At 72.7% G+C, this 19668-nt stretch carries 18 protein-coding genes; 9 read left to right on the forward strand and 9 right to left on the reverse strand.

Features of this window, described 5'->3' with window-relative positions; genetic code table 11:
- The first annotated feature begins 255 nt into the window (after positions 1-255).
- Positions 256-912, forward strand: a complete 657-nt coding sequence (locus MET2598_RS0124110; protein WP_012330659.1) for a glutathione S-transferase family protein — start codon at positions 256-258, stop codon at positions 910-912.
- 186 nt (positions 913-1098) lie between these two features.
- Here MET2598_RS0124110 and MET2598_RS0124115 read toward each other — a convergent pair whose 3' ends face one another.
- The 3 genes from MET2598_RS0124115 to MET2598_RS0124125 all read right to left on the reverse strand — a co-directional run bounded on the left by MET2598_RS0124115 (position 1099) and on the right by MET2598_RS0124125 (position 2886).
- Positions 1099-1674, reverse strand: coding sequence for a hypothetical protein (locus MET2598_RS0124115; RefSeq protein ID WP_018262649.1), 576 nt, complete (start codon positions 1672-1674; stop codon positions 1099-1101).
- 85 nt (positions 1675-1759) lie between these two features.
- Positions 1760-2362, reverse strand: a complete 603-nt coding sequence (locus MET2598_RS0124120; protein ID WP_012330657.1) for a ribonuclease T2 family protein — start codon at positions 2360-2362, stop codon at positions 1760-1762.
- Positions 2363-2412: 50 nt separating this feature from the next.
- Complete coding sequence (locus MET2598_RS0124125; protein ID WP_012330656.1) at positions 2413-2886, reverse strand: hypothetical protein; 474 nt, start codon at positions 2884-2886, stop codon at positions 2413-2415.
- Positions 2887-3184: 298 nt separating this feature from the next.
- On the opposite strand from MET2598_RS0124125, the gene polA reads away from it, so the two are divergent.
- A complete protein-coding gene (polA, locus tag MET2598_RS0124130; protein ID WP_012330655.1) occupies positions 3185-6235 on the forward strand; it encodes a DNA polymerase I in 3051 nt (1016 codons plus the stop codon).
- A gap of 209 nt (positions 6236-6444) precedes the next feature.
- Here polA and MET2598_RS0124135 read toward each other — a convergent pair whose 3' ends face one another.
- Together MET2598_RS0124135 and MET2598_RS0124140 are read right to left on the reverse strand one after the other, a co-directional pair.
- The gene (locus MET2598_RS0124135) at positions 6445-7194 is read right to left on the reverse strand and encodes a class I SAM-dependent methyltransferase (protein WP_018262650.1); all 750 of its coding nucleotides are present in this window, start codon (positions 7192-7194) and stop codon (positions 6445-6447) included.
- A gap of 76 nt (positions 7195-7270) precedes the next feature.
- Positions 7271-8062, reverse strand: coding sequence for a class II glutamine amidotransferase (locus MET2598_RS0124140; RefSeq protein WP_012330653.1), 792 nt, complete (start codon positions 8060-8062; stop codon positions 7271-7273).
- 330 nt (positions 8063-8392) lie between these two features.
- Here MET2598_RS0124140 and MET2598_RS0124145 point away from each other — a divergent pair, with 330 nt between their 5' ends.
- Positions 8393-8782, forward strand: coding sequence for a response regulator (locus MET2598_RS0124145; protein WP_012330652.1), 390 nt, complete (start codon positions 8393-8395; stop codon positions 8780-8782).
- 201 nt (positions 8783-8983) lie between these two features.
- On the opposite strand, the gene MET2598_RS0124150 is transcribed toward MET2598_RS0124145, so the two are convergent.
- Positions 8984-10024, reverse strand: coding sequence for a histone deacetylase family protein (locus MET2598_RS0124150; RefSeq protein ID WP_012330651.1), 1041 nt, complete (start codon positions 10022-10024; stop codon positions 8984-8986).
- Positions 10021-10722 carry a GntR family transcriptional regulator gene (locus MET2598_RS0124155; RefSeq protein WP_012330650.1) on the reverse strand — a complete coding sequence of 234 codons (702 nt, stop codon included), beginning with the start codon at positions 10720-10722 and terminating at the stop codon, positions 10021-10023. Before MET2598_RS0124155 ends, MET2598_RS0124150 begins: the two co-directional genes overlap by 4 nt.
- Before the next feature lie 120 nt (positions 10723-10842).
- Here MET2598_RS0124155 and MET2598_RS0124160 point away from each other — a divergent pair, with 120 nt between their 5' ends.
- The 6 genes from MET2598_RS0124160 (at position 10843) to MET2598_RS0124185 (ending at position 17665) form a co-directional block, all read left to right on the forward strand.
- Positions 10843-11601 carry a class II aldolase/adducin family protein gene (locus MET2598_RS0124160; protein ID WP_012330649.1) on the forward strand — a complete coding sequence of 253 codons (759 nt, stop codon included), beginning with the start codon at positions 10843-10845 and terminating at the stop codon, positions 11599-11601.
- Positions 11602-11707: 106 nt separating this feature from the next.
- The gene (locus tag MET2598_RS0124165) at positions 11708-13312 is read left to right on the forward strand and encodes an ABC transporter substrate-binding protein (protein ID WP_018262651.1); all 1605 of its coding nucleotides are present in this window, start codon (positions 11708-11710) and stop codon (positions 13310-13312) included.
- 3 nt (positions 13313-13315) lie between these two features.
- Complete coding sequence (locus tag MET2598_RS0124170) at positions 13316-14287, forward strand: ABC transporter permease (RefSeq protein WP_012330647.1); 972 nt, start codon at positions 13316-13318, stop codon at positions 14285-14287.
- Positions 14284-15126 (forward strand): ABC transporter permease, encoded by an 843-nt coding sequence (locus tag MET2598_RS0124175; protein WP_012330646.1) that lies wholly within the window; start codon positions 14284-14286, stop codon positions 15124-15126. The genes MET2598_RS0124170 and MET2598_RS0124175 overlap by 4 nt, the downstream gene beginning before the upstream one ends.
- The gene (locus MET2598_RS0124180) at positions 15123-16727 is read left to right on the forward strand and encodes an ABC transporter ATP-binding protein (RefSeq protein ID WP_018262652.1); all 1605 of its coding nucleotides are present in this window, start codon (positions 15123-15125) and stop codon (positions 16725-16727) included. The genes MET2598_RS0124175 and MET2598_RS0124180 overlap by 4 nt, the downstream gene beginning before the upstream one ends.
- A complete protein-coding gene (locus MET2598_RS0124185; protein WP_012330644.1) occupies positions 16724-17665 on the forward strand; it encodes a 2-hydroxyacid dehydrogenase in 942 nt (313 codons plus the stop codon). The genes MET2598_RS0124180 and MET2598_RS0124185 overlap by 4 nt, the downstream gene beginning before the upstream one ends.
- A gap of 270 nt (positions 17666-17935) precedes the next feature.
- Here the strand turns inward: MET2598_RS0124185 and MET2598_RS0124190 are convergent, their stop codons facing one another.
- Positions 17936-18415 carry a hypothetical protein gene (locus MET2598_RS0124190; RefSeq protein ID WP_018262653.1) on the reverse strand — a complete coding sequence of 160 codons (480 nt, stop codon included), beginning with the start codon at positions 18413-18415 and terminating at the stop codon, positions 17936-17938.
- A 23-nt stretch (positions 18416-18438) separates the two neighbouring features.
- Positions 18439-19506, reverse strand: a complete 1068-nt coding sequence (locus tag MET2598_RS0124195) for an extracellular catalytic domain type 2 short-chain-length polyhydroxyalkanoate depolymerase (protein WP_012330642.1) — start codon at positions 19504-19506, stop codon at positions 18439-18441.
- Positions 19507-19668: the final 162 nt, after the last annotated feature.

Here is a 19668-nt window from a genome sequence, read left to right on the forward strand (position 1 = left end):
GCGCTTGCCGCTGCTGAGACGTAAGGCAACGCTCGCCCTCCCGCGATCTGACTTTCGTTGGGTGTGGTCCCGGGACTATGCCCGTCTGACTCCCGGCCATGCGATGCTCGTGCCAAACCCCGGGCCGGGCCGGTCTGGATTCTCGTCGTCTGGTGCGCCGCGGCGGCTGCCCCTATGGTCGCGGCGCTGACGGCACGAGTCTTGGATGGGCTGACGCCGGGTCGGGTCCGGCCGGGCCCGCGGGGGAGGATGCGCATGGCAGAGGCCACGCTGACGGTATCGAGCCGAAACTACTCGTCGTGGTCGCTGCGCGGCTGGCTGCTCTGCCGGATGGCCGGGCTCGACTTCACCGTCGAGGTGCTGGGGACCGGCGACGCGGCGAGCCGCGCCGAACTCCTGCACCTCTCGCCCTCCTTCCTGGTGCCGCGCCTCACCCACGGCCCGGTCCGGGTCTGGGACGTGCTGGCGATCGCCCAGTACCTGCACGAGTGGCGCCCGGAGGCCGGCCTCGTCCCGGCCGACCTCGTCAAGCGCGCGTGGTGCCGCTCGATCTCCGGCGAGATGCATGGCGGCTTCGTGAACCTGCGCTCGGCCCTGCCGATGAACCTGCGGGCGCGCTACACCGACTTCAAGCTGTGGGGGGGCGCGCAGTCGGACATCGCGCGCATCGTGGAGATCTGGGAGGAGGCGCTCGCCGCGCATGGCGGCCCCTACCTGTTCGGCGCGACGCCCACGATCGCGGACGCGATGTACGCGCCCGTCTGCACCCGCTTCGTCACCTACAATGTCGGCCTGCCGCCCGGCAGCGCGGCCTTTCGCGACCACGTCATGGCCTGGCCCCTGATGCAGGAATGGATCGCCGAGGCGGAGGGCGAGCCCGAGGAGATCGAGGAACTCGACATGGAGTTCTGATCGAGGAACTCGACATGGAGTTCTGAAGGAATGGAGTTCTGAAGGACCGGGGAGGTCGCAAGGATCGGGCCCGGGCGCCCGGCGCCACCTCGCGCGCCCCATCCCCCGGATCTCGCGGCGATGGCGGCCGCGATCGCTGCGGGACGGCGGATCTCGGCTTCGCTCGGGCGCGCAGGGTTCTCCGCCTCAGCCCCGCTTCGCCCCCGCCCGGTCGGCCGGGGATGCCAGCGGGTCCCGCGGGGCCTCGCGCCCCTCGCGGGCGGCGTTCGAGAACACCGTCTGTCCGCCGGGCCCCGTATCCTCCCGCCGCGGCGGGTTGCGCCGGTCGAGATCGCCGCGGGCGGCGAGTTCGTCCGGGTTGCCGCGCTCGGAGGCCGGCACGTCGTCGATCCGCACCGGCGTCGCGCCGCTCCCGCCCGGGGCGCTCAGAATGCCCGAATGCGCGGTGCCGTCGCCGCCCATGCCCCCGGATCCCTTGCCGCCGGACCCTTTGCCGCCGTCTTCCTGGGAGCCGCCCTCCGCCGGGGCGCCGGCCGTGCCGAAGGCCGCCCGCACGTCGTCCGCCTCGCCCGGCAGGTCGCCCGGATCGGGCGCGCGGCCCGCGTCGGCGCGCGGCCCGTCCGGCCGGCTGAGCCGCCGGTCGAGTTCCCGCTGCTCCTCCTCGGTCAGCCGCGTCCGGCGGGCCTCGCCCGCCGCGCCCGTCGCGGGGGATGCCCCACCGCCGGGGACCGGGGGCTCCCGGTCGCTCGGATTCGTCGCCATGCGGGTCTCCCTCTGCCGCCCGGGGCGGCGCGCCGCCCCGGGGTGGGGGACCAAAGCACGGGGCCGGCGACGGTTCCGGCGCGGCTCAGGGCCCGGACGCGGCCGTCACCTCGCCCGCCCGGCAATTCTGCCGCGCCAGGTCGGGGCAGGGCGTGAAGGAGCGCAGGTCCTTCGACAAGCAGATCCGCACCTCCTCCAGGCGTCCGGCCCGGCAGGTGACCGACATCATGTCGGGGCGCAGGCCCGGATTGCTGGTCACGAACAGGCGCGCCACCTCGATCGGCGCCGCGCGCAGCGTTTCCCCGCCGCGCAGGCGCTCCGGGATGGTGACGGCGTCGCGGGCGCGGCGCGCGAGGCGGAAATAGCTCGCCGGATCCTCGCCCGAGCAGGTGCCGTGCTTGCGCCACTCGTAGCGGGCGAGCCCCTCGGTCGGGAACACCCCCTCGGCCTCGGCCAGGGCCTGCCGCGACGGCGGGCGCGGGAAGGCGCCGCACTCGCTCGGATAGCCGCGGTCGTATTGGGGCCACAGCCCGTGCACCACGAAGCCGGGATTGCGGCCCGGATCGCATTGCGCGTCGCCGCGCCGCTCGCCGGTGAGCGCGCAGAAGGTCGGCGACCAGGACAGTGCCAGGACGTAGAAGTCGAACCGGCCGGGGGTTCCGCCGCGCTCCTGCGCGGCGGCCGGCACGGCCGCGAGGGCCGCGAGGGCCGCGGCCAGCGCGAGGGCGGGTCCGCGGATCAGGGCCGCGCCTCCCGGCAGGACGTCGCCGAGGCGTACGCGTAGGCGAGGTTGCGGTCGAGGCCGTGCACGCAGAACTCGACGCCCCAGGTCGAGCCGATGATGCCCAGGCTCTCGCGCACCGAGTAATCCACCCGGCGGCGCACCCCGTCCGAGGTCGTCGCCACCGCCGTGCAGAAGCGCCTCGGGTAGAAGTCCAGGCCCCACGGCCGCCACGCGGTGCGCTCGATCCGCTCGTAGCGGAGGATCGTCAGCGACGAGTTCCAGAACTTCGATTCCTTCTCGGCGAATTGCGTCGAGAGCTTCTCCAGCACGTCCGCGTCCTGGCAGCCCGGGATGTCGGCGTCGAAGGGGAATTCCCGCTCCTCCGCCGGGGTGACCTCCTGGCGGGCCGAGCGCGCGAGGGAGGGCGTGACGGCGCAGGCGACGGCGAGGCCGGCGGCGAGCGAGGCGAGGAGGCAGGAGGGGCGCATGGCCGGACCTCGGGTTCGGGCGGGCGCGCGGGCCCTGGGGGCGCGCGGGCGCGCCGCGGTTTCAGCGTCTCGGCTGCCAGACGAAGCCCTCCGGCACGGCCAAGTCAAGGCGCCGCGAGGGCGCCGCCGCGCTTTCGCGCGCAGGTGGTGTCGGCAGATCACAGGCGCCGGCCCGGGCGGGCCGGCGGCGCGCCGCAGCCGGGCCGGCGGCCCGGGCGGGGCGGCGCTCGCCCTCGCTTCAAGCGGGCGCGCTCCTGCTCTATGTCAGGGCGGCCCGTCAGGAACCGAGCCGCCCCGCATGAATGCCGACCCCGCCCCCGAGACGAAGCCCGTCGGCCCCGGCGACCAGGTGCTCCTGGTCGACGGCTCCTCCTTCATCTTCCGGGCCTATTTCCAGTCGATCAACCAGCCCGAGCGCTACAATTTCCGGCCCTCCGACGGGATGCCGACCGGCGCCGTGCGGCTGTTCTGCGCCAAGATCGCCCAGTTCGTGCAGGAGGGGGCGGCCGGGATCCAGCCGAGCCATCTCGGCATCGTCTTCGACAAGTCGGAGGGCTCGTTCCGCAAGGAGATCTTCCCGGACTACAAGGGCCACCGGCCGGACGCGCCCGACGACCTCAAGCGGCAGATGCCGCTGATGCGGGAGGCGGTGCGGGCCTTCGGCCTGGAGCCGATCGAGCTCGAGCGCTACGAGGCGGACGACCTGATCGCCACCTACGCGCGGCAGGCGGAGGCGAGGGGGGCGGGCGTCATCATCGTGTCCTCCGACAAGGACCTGATGCAGCTCGTCGGCGAGCTCGTGCGCTTCTACGACTTCGAATCCGGGCAGAAGGGCAAGCCCGGCTACCGGCCCGAGCGCAACCTCGACGCCGCCGCCATCGTGGAGCGCTGGGAGGGCTTGAGCCCCGCCCAGATCGGCGACGCGCTGGCGCTGATCGGGGACACTTCCGACAACGTCCCGGGCGTGCCCGGCATCGGTCTCAAGACCGCCGCCGCGCTGCTCAAGGAATTCGGGAGCCTGGAGGCGCTGCTGGAGCGGGCGGCCGAGATCAAGCAGCCCAAGCGCCGCGAGACGCTGCTCGCGCATCTCGACCAGGCGCGGCTGTCGCGCCGGCTCGTCACCCTGGACGAGGCGGTGCCGGTGCCGGTGCCGCTGGAGGCCCTGCGCCTGCGCAAGCCCGACCCGGAGCGGCTCGTCGGCTTCCTGAAGGCGATGGAGTTCAACACGCTGACCCGGCGCATCGCCTCGCTGCTCCACGTCGATCCGGAGGCGGTGCGGCCCGATCCGGCCCTGCTCCCCGGGGGCGCCGCCGCCTACGCCAACGGGAAGGGCGGCAGCGACGCGACCCCGTTCTTCGGCGACGAGGCGACGGCGCCGCCCGCGCCCGAGACCGATCCCTTCGCGGATCTCGACCTGCCCGACGCCCCGCCCAGGCCCCGCGGCCCCGCCGAGCCGACCCCCGGCCAAGTCGTGGCGGCCCGCGCCGCCGAGGCGGTGAAGCCGTTCGACACCGCCTCCTACGAGACGATCACCCGCCTCGACCGCCTCGACGCCTGGATCGCCGAGGCGGCGGAGGCCGGCGTGGTCGCGGTCGACACCGAGACCAATGCGCTCGACGCCCACCGGGCCGACCTCGTCGGCGTCTCGCTCGCCACGGCGCCCGGCCGCGCCGCCTACATCCCGCTCGCCCATCGCGGCAGCGAGGACCTGTTCGGCGAGGGGCTGCTCCCCGACCAGCTCCCCTGGGACGCGGTGCGGGCCCGCCTGAAGCCGCTGCTGGAGGATCCGGCGGTGCTCAAGGTCGGGCAGAACGTGAAGTACGACTGGCTGGTGCTCGTCCGCCACGGCATCGAGATCCAGCCCTACGACGACACGATGCTGATCTCCTACGTGCTCGATGCCGGCAAGGGCTCGCACGGCATGGACGAGCTGGCGCGGCGGCATCTCGGCCACCAGCCGATCACCTTCGCGGACGTGACGGGCACGGGCCGGGCCAAGGTCACCTTCGACCGCGTGCCCCTCGACAAGGCCACGGCCTACGCGGCCGAGGACGCGGACGTGACGCTGCGCCTGTGGCGCCTGATGAAGCCGCGGCTCGCCGCCGAGCACCGCGCCACCGTCTACGAGACCCTGGAGCGCCCCCTGGTGCCGGTGCTCGCCCGCATGGAGCGGGAGGGCATCCGGGTCGACCGCGACATGCTGAGCCGCCTCTCGGGGGATTTCTCGCAGTCGCTGGCCCGGCTCGAGGCCGAGATCCAGGAGATGGCCGGCGAGACCTTCTCGGTCTCCTCCCCCAAGCAGATCGGCGACATCCTGTTCGGCAAGCTCGGGCTGCCCGGCGCCAAGAAGACGCCGTCGGGCCAGTGGGCCACGCCCGCGACGCTGCTGGAGGAGCTCGCCACCCAGGGACACCCGCTGCCGCGCAAGATCCTGGAATGGCGCCAGCTCTCGAAGCTCAAATCGACCTACACGGACAGCCTGCAGGAGCATGCCGAGAGGGAGAGCGACCGCGTCCACACCTCCTTCGCGCTCGCCGCCACCACGACCGGGCGCCTCTCCTCCTCGGACCCGAACCTGCAGAACATTCCGATCCGCACCGAGGAGGGGCGGCGCATCCGCCAGGCCTTCGTGGCGGATGCCGGCCACCAGTTGATCTCGGCGGATTACAGCCAGATCGAGCTGCGGCTGCTCGCCCACATGGCCGACATCCCGCAGCTGCGCCAGGCCTTCGCGGACGGGCTCGACATCCACGCGGCGACCGCCTCGGCGATGTTCGGCGTCCCCTTGGGCGAGATGACGCCGGATCTGCGGCGGCGGGCCAAGACGATCAATTTCGGCATCATCTACGGGATCTCGGCCTTCGGCCTCGCCGACCGGCTCGGCATCCCGCAGGGCGAGGCCTCGGCCTTCATCAAGCAGTATTTCGAGCGCTTCCCGGGCATCCGCGCCTATATCGAGGACACCAAGAAGGCCTGCCGGGACAAGGGCTACGTGACCACCCTGTTCGGGCGCGTCTGCCACTACCCGCAGATCCGCTCCAACAACCCGCAGGAGCGGGCCTCGGTGGAGCGGCAGGCGATCAACGCGCCGATCCAGGGCACGGCCGCCGACATCATCCGCCGCGCGATGGTGCGGATGGAGGGGGCGCTGGCCGGGGCGGGGCTCACCACCCGCATGCTGCTGCAGGTGCACGACGAGCTGGTCTTCGAGGCGCCGCAGGACGAGGTCGCGCGGGCGCTGCCGATCATCGCCCGGGTGATGGAGGAGGCGCCCCAGCCGGCGGTGCGGCTCACGGTGCCGCTCGCCGTCGAGGCCAAGGCGGCGGCGAACTGGCAGGAGGCGCATTGAGGGGCGGTCCTCGATCGCCCGCGCCGGGTCCTGCCGAATGAGATTGCGCACGGCATGACGAGTTTGGACGGATCAGCGCAAGGGCGCGCACCGGGTTTGCTGGCGCACGGGCGACAGGATGCGCCGGATGTGGCACCCGCAACGCTCAGCACGGGGAGTGTTGCGGGTGCCGCCGCGGTCGTGCCGAGCCGCCGACCGCGGCCCCGCCCTCAGACCCGGAAATACAGGCTGTGGTCGTGCCCGTTCAGGATGTCGACGGAGCGCACGATCGGGTTCTCGGCGTAGAACGCGGTGAGCTGCTCCTGGGTCGAGGCGAGGTCGCGGTACTCCCGCACGATGGCGCGCTCGTTGTCGCGCAGGACCCGCGAGGTCGGGTCGAGGTTGGTGAGGCAGACGAGGCCGGTCGGCGGGCAATCGACGCAGATCACCTCCAGGTCCGGCCGGTAGCGGCGCAGGATCGGCACCACCTTCCAGACGTCGCCCGTCCACATGGCCTTGTGCGCGTCCTCCCGCTCGGCCTCCGCGTCGCGGGTCGTCATCTCGGCGTTGAGCGGCATGCAATCGTGCAGCAGGATCAGGCCGTTCGGCGCGCTCGCGGCCTCCGCGTGGGCGATGTCGCGCAGCAGGAACTCGAACTGGTGCAGCCCGTCCAGGAAGGCCATGTCCACCCCGCCCCCGAGCAGCGCCCGCAGGTCGGTCTCGGCGAAGAAGCGGTCGCTCGTCATCTGGAACAGGAAGGTGCGGCGCTTGCCCGCCGTCACGTTCCGGTCGAGCCTGTAGTGCGGATCGACGCCGACCGCCGTGTCGCAGGGAATCCGCGCCAGCGTGTGCCCGAAATGGACGCCGATCTCCAGGTAGTGGCGGGTCTGCCGCTTGGCCGCGAGCGCGGCCAGGAAGTCCAGGTACAGGACGCCCCCGAAACCTCCCGGGACGGTGGCGGATCGGCCGGTCTTGAACATCCTCTCCCCTCCCTGCGACGCCGCCCGGCGGGCGGCGGGACGTAGGCGGCGCCTCCGGCCCGAGTCAAGGATCGGGTCAGGCCGCGATGGCGCCCGGGACGGAATGCGGCGCGACGAGGCGCGGCGGCAGGGCGCCCCGGGCGATCAGGGTCGCGCCCTTCGGCACCACCTGCCAGCCCTCCCGGCAGCCGTCGATCGGCTCGGAGACTACCACCACCCCGCCGCCCGTCTCGCGCCAGTAGAGGCTCGGCGGGCGCCCGTCGCAGGCCCAGCGGAAGGCCGTCAGGCTGTCGCCGTCGCTCACCACCGCGGTGAGCCGCAGCGCCTCCTCGATGCCGGCCTCGCGCATCAGGCCGCGCACGCTCGCCACCGTGGCCTCCATGGCCGCGACCGGATCCTGCGCGAGGCCATTCGCCACGGCGAGCAGGAACAGGGCCTCGGAATCCGTCGAGCCGCAGCGCGCGTCGTAGAGCGGATCCGGGATCAGCGCCTCCAGCCGCCGCCTGATCCGGCCGTAGCCGCCGATCTGGCCGTTATGCATGAAGAGCAGCCGGCCATGCGCGAAGGGGTGGCAATTCGCCCGCGTCGTCGCGGTGCCGGTCGAGGCGCGCACGTGGGCCAGGAAGGTGCGGGCCCGGATCTGCCGGGCGAGGCTGCGCAGGTTCTCGTCCGACCAGGCCGGGCGCACGTCGCGGAAGAGGCCCGGCTCGGGCCGGTCGCCGTACCAGCCGATGCCGAAGCCGTCGCCGTTCGTCTCGGTCTTGGCCTCGGCGGCGTGCAGGGACTGGTGGATGAGGGAGTGGGTCGGCGTGCAGACGAGGTCGTCGAGGTAGACAGGGTCGCCATGGTAGGCGAGGAAGCGGCACATCGCCCGAACACCCGTGGGTTAGAGGCGCCCCGCGCCGGCCCCGCCCGCGCCGCCCGACGCCTTCATGGAAGCGTAACATTCCGATCGCGAAGGTGAACAGGCCGTTAATGCGCCCCCGCATGGCCCCCGGAGCGGCCCGGGCCGGGACGCATGACGATTAGTTCGCCCCGGCCCGGGATCGATGCGCGGCATCGCTCGTTGACCCCCGTCGGTCTTCCGACGTCCCAAAGCCCGCCCCGGCGGTCCCTCCACCTTCCGGACTCTTGTGACCGACCCTTGGCTGGGCCCTCCGCGGCAGCGGGATACTTTCACGAATTGAGAGGAGGCATCATGGGCAAACTTGCGTCCGCCGGTCCGATCGCCGTGGTGGTGGAGGACGACGCGTCCGTGCGCGACTTCGCGGCGGCGATCCTCGAGGAGACGGATCTCGACGTGATCGCCTGCGCGAGCGCCGAGGATGCGCTCGACGTGATCCGCGCCCATCCCGACGAGGTCGCGCTGGTGTTCACGGATGTGGACCTCGCGGGCGCGATGGATGGCGGGGCGCTCGCCCGCACGGTGGAGCGGGAATGGCCCGACGTGCGGGTGGTCGTGACCTCCGAGAAGGGGGCGCGGCCGGAGACCGACCACGCGGTCTACATGCGCAAGCCCTGGCGCCCCCTCGACGTGCTGGTCCAGGCCGAGCGCGCGACGCTGGAATCCTCGCGCCGGGCGGCGTGAGGCGGGGGCCCGTCGCGCCGGCTCCTGAGCAGACTTGCGCGCGGCAACTCTGCTTAAGTCTCGTTATTGCATCATTTCTGCCGCCGAACCGGTGACCATTTCGGCGAATGATGCTTAGAGCAGCGCCCGATCACGGTGCGGTCGGACGCCGCTCCAGGTCGTTGATCGTGCCGCATGTCCTGCGCTGAGCCGGCATCCGCCTCAGCGGGCGATGCCCTCGCGCGCGCCCTCGAAGCCCGCGAGCACGGCCGCGAGGTTGGGGCCGAGATGCTCGGACAGGTAGCCGCCCTCCTGCACCAGCACGGTCGGGAGCCGCAGCCGCGCGAGCGCGGCGCCGATCCGCGAGAAGCCCTCCGTGGTAACGGCGAGCCCGGCGAGCGGGTCGTGCACCGAGGCGTCGAGGCCGAGCGCCACCACCAGGGCGCCCGGCGCGAAGGCGCGGATCGTCCGCGCCGCCGCGTCGAGGGCCGCGAGGTAGCCCTCGTCCCCGGTCCCGAGGGGCAGGGGCAGGTTGCGGTTGGCGCCGAGCCCCGGGCCCTCGCCGCGCTCGTGCGCGTAGCCCCAGACGAAGGGGTAGAACCGCGCCGGATCCGCGTGGAGCGAGACCGTCAGCACCGTCGGGTCGGCGTAGAAGATGTCCTGCGTGCCGTTGCCGTGATGCACGTCCACGTCGAGGATCGCCACCCGGCCGTGCCGGGTGCGCAGCTGCGCCGCGGCCACCGCGCTGTTGTTGAGGAAGCAGAACCCGCTCGCCCGGTCCCGATAGGCGTGGTGGCCGGGGGGGCGGCAGAGCGCGTAGGCGGCGTCCTCCCCGTCGAGGACGAGCTGCGCCGCGCTCGCCGCCACGTCCGCCGCCGCGCAGGCCGCCGCGAAGGTGCCGGGGCCGATTGGGCAGGCGGTGTCGAGGGTGTGCCAGCCGAGCCGGCCGACGATGTGCTCCGGGTAGGTCGCCCGCTCGCGCATCGGGTGGATGTTGGCGACCATCTCGGGTGCGGCATCCCCCAGGGCCGCCCAGGCGTCCCAGGCCTCGGCCAGGAAGGCGAGGTAGTCGGGGCCGTGCACCCGCGCCCGCGCCTCGTGCCCGAAGGCCTGCGGCGCCACGAGGGCGTGGCCCCCCGCGCGCAGGCCCGCGAGCAGCCGGTCGGCCCGCTCCGGCTGCTCGGTCGTGCGCGTGACGCGCCCGCGGACGAGGAAGAATTGCGGGTCGTGGCCGCGGTGATCCTCGGTGTAGACGGCTCTCATGGGGACTCCGGGTGCGGGGAGAGGGCGCGCGCGAGCCGGCCGACCTCGCGCCACGCCACGCCGACATGGTGGTCGACATGGGCGACGATGCGCTCGGCATGGCCCGCCTCGATTGCCGCCAGCACCGGCTCGTGGGTGCGGGCGATGGCGTGCGGATCGTCGTAGAGGTGGCCGATCAGGCCGATCACCACCTTCAGCTCCGAGGCGAGGCCGTCGAACAGCCGCAGCAGCCGGCCATTGCCGGCGATCTCGCAGACGAGGCGGTGGAAGCCGTAATCCGCCTCGACGATCAGGGAGGCGTCGTCCCGCGCGGCCGCGGCGTAGAGCGCGTCGAGCTGGGCGCGCAGGGCCGCCCGCCCGGCCGGCGTCAGCCGCCTCGCCGCCTCCACGGCCGCGTGGCGCTCGATGCACAGGCGCAGGTCGTAGAGCTCGTCCACGTCGCCGGCCGAGATCTCGCGCACGAAGAAGCCCCGCCGCGGATGCGCCCGCAGCAGGCCCTGGCTCTCCAGGAGCCGCGCCGCCTCGCGCACCGGGGCCCGGCTGATGCCGAGCTCCCGCGCCACCGCCGCCTCCGCCACCTTGGTCCCCGGCGCGAGCCGACCGCTCGTGATCGCCGCGGTGAGGCCGCGGGCGACCTGCCGCACGAGATCCTGGTCAGCGGGCACCGGCAGGCCGACGGGGGGAGACAACGGGCGCATGACACCTCCGGCGGCAGAGTGTGCACCCGGTAAGCGTCGATTGTCGACGCTTTCGGCTTGATCCGCCGCGGGGAGCGGGCCAGTCTGCCGCCATCGTCGCCGTCGCAGGAGACTCCGGCCATGCCCTCCCCCCGCACACCCGAGGAGCAGGCGATCCGCCTCGACCTCGCGGCCGCCTACCGGCTGATCCACCGCCTCGGCCTCGACGACAGCATCTACACCCACATCTCGGCCCGGCTGCCGGGGCCGGAGCACCGCTTCCTGATCAATCCCTTCGGGCTGCGCTTCGAGGAGGTCACGGCCGGCAACCTCGTCACCGTCGACCTCGACGGGCAGGTCATCGACGATCCCCACGGGCGGGGCATCAACCCGGCGGGCTTCACCATCCACAGCGCCATCCACGCGGCGCGGGAGGACGCGCTCTGCGTCCTGCACACGCACACCGTCGCGGGCGTCGCCGTCTCCTGCCAGGAGGAGGGGCTGCTGCCCCTCAATCAATGGTCCATGCAGTTCACGGACCGCATCGCCTATCATGCCTATGAGGGCATCGCCCTCGACCTCGACGAGCGCGCGCGGCTGGTCGCGGATCTCGGCGACCGGTTCGTGATGATCCTGCGCAACCACGGCCTGCTCACCTGCGGGCGCAGCGTCGGCGAGGCGTTCCGGCTCATGCACAACATGGAGCGCTCCTGCCGGGCGCAGCTCGCGATCCAGGCCGCGGGTGCCCCGCTGGTCCGCCCCTCGGCCGCCATCGCCCGCAAGACCGCCGGGCAGTACGCGCAGTTCGGCGAGAAGGTGGCCGCCGGCGCCCTGGAGGACGTCGAGTGGGCGGCCTTCAAGCGCATGCTGGAGCGCAGCGACCCGGATTACCGGGACTGACGCCGCCGGGCGTCGCGGCCGTGCGGCGGGGCGCGCCGCCGCGGCCGCCTCTCCAACACGGCGCGACGGGCGCGCGATCGGCATCGAGGCAGCGGAGACGGCGGAGATGATCAGGCTTGCGGCGGCGGGAACGGCCCTGCTGCTCACCCTCGCGGGGGCGGTCCTCGCCCAGACGCCGAAGGCGGGCGGCGTCGCCCAGGCGCCGAAGGCGGGCGGCATCGCCCAAGTGCCGAAGGCGGGCGGCATCGCCAACGCGATCATCCAGCCCGAGCCGCCGGGGCTGATGCTCGGCCTGCTGCAGAACGGCCCGACCCAGATGGTGGCCGGCAACATCTACGAGGGGCTGCTGCGCTACTCCGAGAGCCTCGAGCCGCGGCCCGGCCTCGCCGAATCCTGGGAGGTCGGCCCGGACGGCCGGACCTACACCTTCCACCTCGTGCGGAACGCCACCTGGCACGACGGCAAGCCGTTCACCGCCGAGGACGTGCTGTTCTCGGTCGAGTTCCTCAAGCAGACCCATCCGCGCGCCCGGGCCAACATGGCCAAGGTCGCGAGCCTCACGGCGCCCGACCCCTACACGGTGGTGTTCACGCTCTCGGAGCCGTTCGGCCCCTTCCTGGGCGTGTTCGAGGTCGGCTCGCTGCCGATGATCCCCAAGCACCTCTACGCGGGCACCGACTACAAGACCAACCCGGCCAACACCACCCCGATCGGCACCGGCCCGTTCCTGTTCAAGGAATGGAAGAAGGGCGCCTACATCCGGCTGGTCAAGAACCCGGCCTACCACGTGGCGGGACGGCCCTACCTCGACGAGATCTACTGGCACGTGATCCCGGACGCCGCCTCGCGGGCGGTCGCCTTCGAGACCGGCAAGGTCGACATCCTGCCGGGCGGCTCGGTCGAGAATTTCGACGTGCCGCGGCTGTCGCAGCTTAAGGGCGCCTGCGTGACCGGCAAGGGCTGGGAGTTCTTCGGCCCCCATTCCTGGCTCTGGCTCAACAACCGCCAGGGCCCGACCGCCAGCAAGGCCTTCCGGCAGGCGGTCTCCTACGCGATCGACCGCGACTTCGCCCGCGACGTGATCTGGAACGGGCTCGGCAAGCCGGCGATCGGCCCGATCTCCTCCTCGACGCGCTTCTTCAACCCGGGCCTCGGCCGGTACGCCTACGACCCCGCCAAGGCGAAGGCGCTGCTCAAGGAATCCGGCTACAAGGGCGAGACCCTGCGCCTCCTGCCGGTGCCCTACGGCGAGACATGGCAGCGCTGGGCCGAGGCGGTGAAGCAGAACCTGGAGGATGTCGGCATCAGGACCGAGATCTTCGCCACCGACGTCGCCGGCTGGAACCAGAAGACCTCGGACTGGGACTACGACATCGCCTTCACGTACCTCTACCAGTACGGCGACCCGGCGCTCGGCGTGGCGCGCAACTACGTCTCCTCGCAGATCGCCAAGGGCTCGCCGTTCAACAACGTCGAGGGCTACGCCAATCCGGCGGTCGACGAGGCCTTCGCGCAGGCCGCGGCGGCGGTGAGCCCCGCCGAGCGGCAGGCCCTGTACGACCGGGCCCAGACGACCCTGATCGAGGACGCGCCGGTGGCGTGGCTGCTCGAACTCCAGTTCCCGACCATCACCCGCTGCAAGGTGCACGACCTCGTCACCACCGGGATCGGCGTGAACGACGGCTTCCGCGACGCCTGGATCGAGCGCTGACCCGTGGCCCGCTTCCTCGCCGCGAGACTGGGCAAGGGGCTGCTCGTGCTCCTGGCCATCGTGGTCCTGAACTTCTTCCTCATCCGCCTCGCCCCGGGCGATCCCGCCCTGGTCATGGCCGGGGAGGCGGGGGCGGGCGACGAGGTCTACGTGGCGCAGCTGCGGGAGCGGTTCGGGCTCGACCGGCCGCTGCCGGTGCAGCTCGGCCTCTATCTCGGCCACGTCCTCACCCTCGACCTCGGCTACTCGGTGCGCCAGCAGATGCCGGTGGGCCGGCTGATCCTCGACCGGCTGCCGGCGACGCTGCTCCTCACCGGCACCGCCTTCCTGATCTCGCTCGGCCTCGGCGTGGCCCTCGGGGCGCTGGCGGCGCGGCGGGCCGGGCGCTGGTCGGACGCCGCCATCACGGGGCTGGCGCTGCTCTTCTACGCCACGCCCCTGTTCTGGGTCTCGCTGATGGCGATCCTGGTCTTCTCGGTGCGCCTCGACTGGCTGCCGGCCTTCGGCTTCGAGACGGTGGGGGGCGGCTACGAGGGCCTCGCCCGGGCCGCCGACATCGCCCGCCACCTCGTGCTGCCCTCCCTCACCCTCGGGCTGTTCTTCATGGCGGTCTACGTCCGCATGACCCGCGCCTCCATGCTGGAAGTGGGGAGCCTCGACTTCGTCAAGACCGCCCGGGCCAAGGGCCTCCCCGAGGGGGTGGTCCAGCGCCGCCACGTGCTGCGCAACGCGCTGCTCCCGGTCGTCACCCTGGCCGGCCTCCAGGCCGGCACGCTGGTCGGCGGGGCGATCCTGACCGAGACGGTCTTCGCGTGGCCGGGGATCGGCCGGCTGATGTACGAGGCCCTGCTCCAGCGCGACTACACCCTCCTGCTCGGCGTCTTCGTCGTCTCCTCCGCCATGGTGCTGCTCCTCAACCTCCTCACCGACCTGATCTACCGGGTCGTCGATCCGCGCATCGAGGTCCGGGCGTGAGGCGCGGTGCCCTCGCGGCCTTCCTGCGCCACCCGGGCGCGGTGGTGGGGCTCGCGATCCTCGCCCTCGTGGTGGCGGCGGCGCTCCTCGCCCCCGTGCTCTACCCGGCCTCGCCCTGGCGGATGGTGCAGCGCCCCTTCGTGCCGCCCTTCACCCTGGAGCGGGTGCCGCTCGGCACCGACGCGCTCGGGCGCGACATCGCCGCCGGCCTGATGCACGGGGCGGGCGTGTCGCTGATGGTCGGCCTCGTCTCGACCCTGGCGGCCCTGGTGATCGGCGTGCCGATCGGCGCGATCGCCGGGTATGTCGGCGGCCGGACCGACGACGCGCTGATGCGCTTCACCGAGTTGTTCCAGACGGTCCCGAGCTTCGCCCTCGCGATCGTGCTGGTGGCGATCCTGCAGCCGGCCCTGTCCTCGCTCATCCTCGCCATCGCCCTGGTGAGCTGGCCGCCGGTGACCCGGCTGGTGCGCGGGGAGGTGCTGTCGCTGCGCGCCCGCGACTACGTGCAGGCCGCGATCGTGACGGGGGAGACCCCCTTCACCATCATCCGCCGCGAGATCCTGCCCAACACCCTCTCGCCGATCGTGGTGCTGGCCTCCCTGATGGTGGCGACCGCGATCCTGCTCGAATCCTCGCTCTCCTTCCTGGGCCTCGGCGACCCGAACCGGATGTCCTGGGGCTTCATGGTCGGGGCGGGCCGCACCGTGATCCGGCAGGCCTGGTGGGTCACCGCCTTCCCGGGCCTCGTGATCCTCGCCACGGTGCTCGCCCTCAACCTGATCGGGGAGGGGCTCAATGACGCGCTCAACCCGCGCCTCGCCCGGGGCGAGCGATGAGGCCGGTCGTCTCCGTCCGGGGCCTGCGCCTCGCCCTGCCGCCGGGCGCCGACCGCGCCCACGCCGTCGAGGACGTCTCCTTCGCGATCGCGCCGGGCGAGATCCTCTGCCTCGTCGGCGAGTCGGGCTCGGGCAAGTCGATGTGCGCCCACGCCCTGATGGGGCTGCTGCCCAGGGCGGTGCGCCCGGCCGGCGGGGAGATCCTCCTCGCCGGCACCGACCTCCTGGCGCAGGACGAGGCCGGGTGGCGCGCCACCCGGGGCGCCCGGATCGGCATGATCTTCCAGGAGCCGATGACGGCCCTGAACCCGCTGATGCGCGTCGGCGACCAGATCGTCGAGATGTTCGAGGCGCATGGCCGGCTGAAGGCGGCCGAGCGGCGCGCCCGGGCCCTCGACCTCGCCGCCGAGGTCGGCCTGCCGGATCCCGCCCGCCTCCTGCGGGCCTACCCGCACCAGCTCTCGGGCGGGCAGCGCCAGCGGGCGATGATCGCCATGGCGCTCGCCCTCGAACCGGCCCTGCTCGTCGCCGACGAGCCCACCACCGCCCTCGACGTCACCACCCAGGCCCAGATCCTGCGGCTGATCCGCGACCTGCAGCGGCGGCACGGCATGGCGGTCCTGTTCATCACCCACGATTTCGGCGTGGTGGCGGAGATCGCCGACCGGGTGCTGGTGCTGCGCCGCGGCCGCGTGGTGGAGGCCGGCCCGGCCGCCGCGCTGCTCGCGCGCCCGCAGGAGCCCTACACCCGCGCGCTGCTCGCCGCCGTGCCCTCCCTGGAGCCGCCGCCCCGCCCGCCGGTCTCCGGCGCGACGGCGGTCGAGGTCGCCGGCCTCACCAAGACCTACGTGACGGGCGGGGGCTGGGGCCGGCCGGTCCGGCGGGTCGAGGCGGCCCGGGACGTCGGCTTCGCGCTGCACCGGGGCGAGACCCTCGGGCTCGTGGGCGAGTCCGGCTCGGGCAAGTCGTCGGTCGCGCGGCTCGTCCTGCGCCTCGCCGAGCCCGATTCCGGCACGGTGCGCCTCGGCGACACCGACCTCACCGGCCTCTCCGGGGAGGCGCTGCGCCGCGCCCGGCGCCGGATCCAGATGGTGTTCCAGGATCCCTTCGCGTCGCTCAACCCCCGCCGCAGCGTCGGGCGGATCATCGCGGACGGGCCGCGCGCCCACGGGGTGCCGGAGGCCGACGCGATGGCCCGCGCCCGGGACCTCCTCGGCCTCGTCGGGCTCGACGCCTCGGCCTTCGACCGCTACCCGCACGAATTCTCGGGCGGCCAGCGCCAGCGCGTCGGCATCGCCCGGGCCCTCGCGGTGGAGCCGGAGGTGCTGGTGGCGGACGAGGCGGTCTCGGCCCTCGACGTCTCGGTGCAGGCGCAGGTGCTCGCCCTGCTGGAGGACCTGAAGACCCGCCTCGGCCTCTCGATGCTGTTCATCACCCACGACCTGCGGGTGGCCGCCCAGATCTGCGACCGCATCGCGGTGATGCGGCGGGGCGAGATCGTCGAGATCAAGCCGACCGCCGCCCTCTTCGCCGCCCCCGAGCACCCCTACACGCGCGCCCTCCTCGACGCCGTGCCGGGCCGGACCCGCGCCGCCGCATGACCCGCCCGATCCCCTGCATCCTGCTCAGCGAGACCCTCGACCTCGCCGCCCTGTTCGGCCCGGTCCTGGCGCAGGTCGCCGACGCCGTCGAGGTGGTGACCGACCCGGCCGAGGCGGCGCGGGTGCGCCTCGCCCTGGCATGGTTCCCGCCGGCCGACGCCTTCGCGCGCTACCCGAATCTCGGGGCGGTCTGCTCGATCGCCGCGGGGGTCGACAGCCTGCTCGCCTGCCCGGGCCTGCCGCCGGACCTGCCCGTGGTGCGGGTCGTCGATCCCGATCAGGCCCGCGCCATGTCGTGCTTCGTGCTCTGGCACGTGCTCGGCCACCTGCGGCGCTTCCGCAGCTACGCGGAGAACCAGGCCCGGGCCCTGTGGCGGCCCCTCGGCCAGCGCGCGGCGGGCGAGGTCACGGTCGGGCTCCTCGGCTGCGGCCGGATGGGGGCGCAGGTGGCGCGCGACCTCGCGGCCTTCGGCTTCCCGGTCCTGGCCTGGAGCCGCGCGGCGCGCCCCGCCGAGCCCGGGATCACCCACCTGCACGGCCCGGAGGGCCTGGCCGCCCTGCTGCCGCGCTGCGACGTGCTGGTGAACCTGCTGCCCCTGACGCCGGACACGCGCGGCCTCCTCGCCGCGCCGCTGTTCGGGCGCCTGAAGCCCGGGGCGGCCCTGGTTCATGTCGGGCGGGGCGACCACTTGGTCGAGGCCGACCTCCTCTGTGCCCTCGATTCGGGCCGGCTCGCCCACGCGGCCCTCGACGTCTTCGCGGTCGAGCCGCTGCCCGAGGATCACCCGTTCTGGCGGCATCCGCGCATCCTCGTCACGCCGCACGAGGCCTGCGACGCGAGCCCCGCCGCCGTGGCCGCGATGCTGCGCGCCACGGCGGAGGCCCTGCGGACGGGGGCGCCGATCCCGCACGCCATCGACCGGCGGCGCGGGTACTGAGACGGGATCCGCTTGATCGAAGCGGGTCCCGGATCACAAGCCTGCGCGGCGCCTGAGCGCGGCGCCTGAGCGAAGCCGACATCCGCATCGCCGAAATGGGAGATGGCGAAGCCATCAACAGGATGTCGGATGAGGGCGGCCGCCGCAACCGTCCCGCCGCGTGGTCCTCTCTTGGCGGAAAATTCTTGGCGGAAGATCCTTGGCGGAAGATCCTTGGCGGGCGATCCAGGCCGGGCAGGCCCGCGGCGGCATCGACCCCCTAGGACGCCATCAGGTCTGCGGCGATTGCGGCGCGCCGATCTTCCGGCTCAGCCAATAGGCGTAGCCCACGTTCACGCTCTCCAGCAGCGCGGCGGTGTTGGTGATCTGGTTCGCCACCAGGGTTCCGAACTGGCCGAGCAGGTTGAATTCCTGCTCCATCACCTTCGAGATCGTGTTGGCCTCGCGCAGGGCCAGCCGTGCCTGGGCCAGCTGCGTCAGGCCGTCGATCCACGCCCGGTCGAGCTGCCGGAACCGTTCGAGGAGCGCGGCCTGCATGTCGAACAGGTCGCCGAGCGTGTCGGGGTCGGGCCGCATCGCCAGCACCTGGACGGTGCCGAGCGCGTTCGCCGCGCTGCGCGACACGGCCTCGTTGATCATCAGGGTCCGCCGCAGGGGCGGGCTGACCTTGGCGGGTTCGGCGACGGTGTCGGCGACGGTCTTGGCGAGGACCGCGAACGGCATCGCAGCCACGGCGTTTCCATTGCTCATGAGGCAGGTCTCCCGATGGCCGATCAGCCGCCCAGGCGCGTCAGCATCGCCTGGATGGCGCCGACCTGGATCGCGTTCTTCGAGTAATAGTCGGGCTTGTCCGTGTTGCGCGACGTGTAGCCCCACCAATCCCAGCACCCGTCGGGGTTCTGCAGCGCCCCGCCGTCGCTGCCCTGCGCCTGCGGGTAGAGGACGATGATGTTGTTGCTCTCGGCGATGTGGTTGTAGCCGGTCGTCGTGACGTAGCGGTTGCCGTAGGGCGGCTGGTTGGCGACGTCCGGCTGGCCGTTGACGTAGTTGATGTAGGCGTAGCCCTGCTTGCAGCCGTGCAGCGCGACGTGGATGCGCGCCTCGGCCCCCTCCAGCACCTCGGCGGGCACGTAGGCGTAGCCGAACGGGCTCATGCTGGAGCGCGGCTCGCCCGCGAAGAACTCCGTCTGGTCGAAGCGGATCAGCCGCCCGTTCAGGCGCTCGGCCGGGGCATTCAATCCCGGATAGATGTGCCGCAGGATCTCGTGCGATTGCATGAAGCCGCCGTTGTTGATGTAGGGCGGCTGGTTGGTCGAGAGGGGGGAATCCTCGGGATTGTCGGTGATGATCGAATGGCCGGCCGGCACGGTGTCGCGGTAGAGGATGTTCTCCGGCGCGACCCCGAGCAGCTCGTAGAAGCGCCGGGTCCGCGCGACCACGTCCGGGTAGACGACCCGGTCGGCGCTGCCCGTGAAGATGTAGAGCCGGTCGTCGGCGAGGTTCTCGACGGGGTCGATCTCCCCCGCCTCGGCCGTCCTGCGGGCGATCTCCGCGAGGTGCTCGGCGCTCGGCGCCATCTGCGGGATCAGCGGGTTCATGCTGATGTAGAGCGCGCCCTGCTCGTAGGCGTCCTCGGCGATCAGCGCGGCCGCGCGGAACGACTCGGCGCAGCGGAACGGTCCGCCGGCGATGATCCCGGCGCCCGCGAAGCGGGACGAGTGGGCCAAGTGCAGCTGCACCGTCATGAAGGCGCCGGACGACAAGCCGGACACCGAGCTCTGACCTTTCCGAACTTGGAACGAGGACAATTGCTCGATCGTGCTTCGGATCTCGAATCCCATCGCCGTCTCCGCAGATGTCGGGCCGGAGAAGGCCACGGACGCACCGATTTCGCAAGTGCGAAAACGGCACATCCAGGCTCTCGCGGCGCGCGATCGGGCCGGAAAGAACTTTTCCTCGGAAAAGATTTCTGGGTCGGACGCGCGGACATGTTCCGCCCCATG

Source organism: Methylobacterium sp. WSM2598 (assembly GCF_000379105.1).
Classification (GTDB): Bacteria; Pseudomonadota; Alphaproteobacteria; order Rhizobiales; family Beijerinckiaceae; genus Methylobacterium.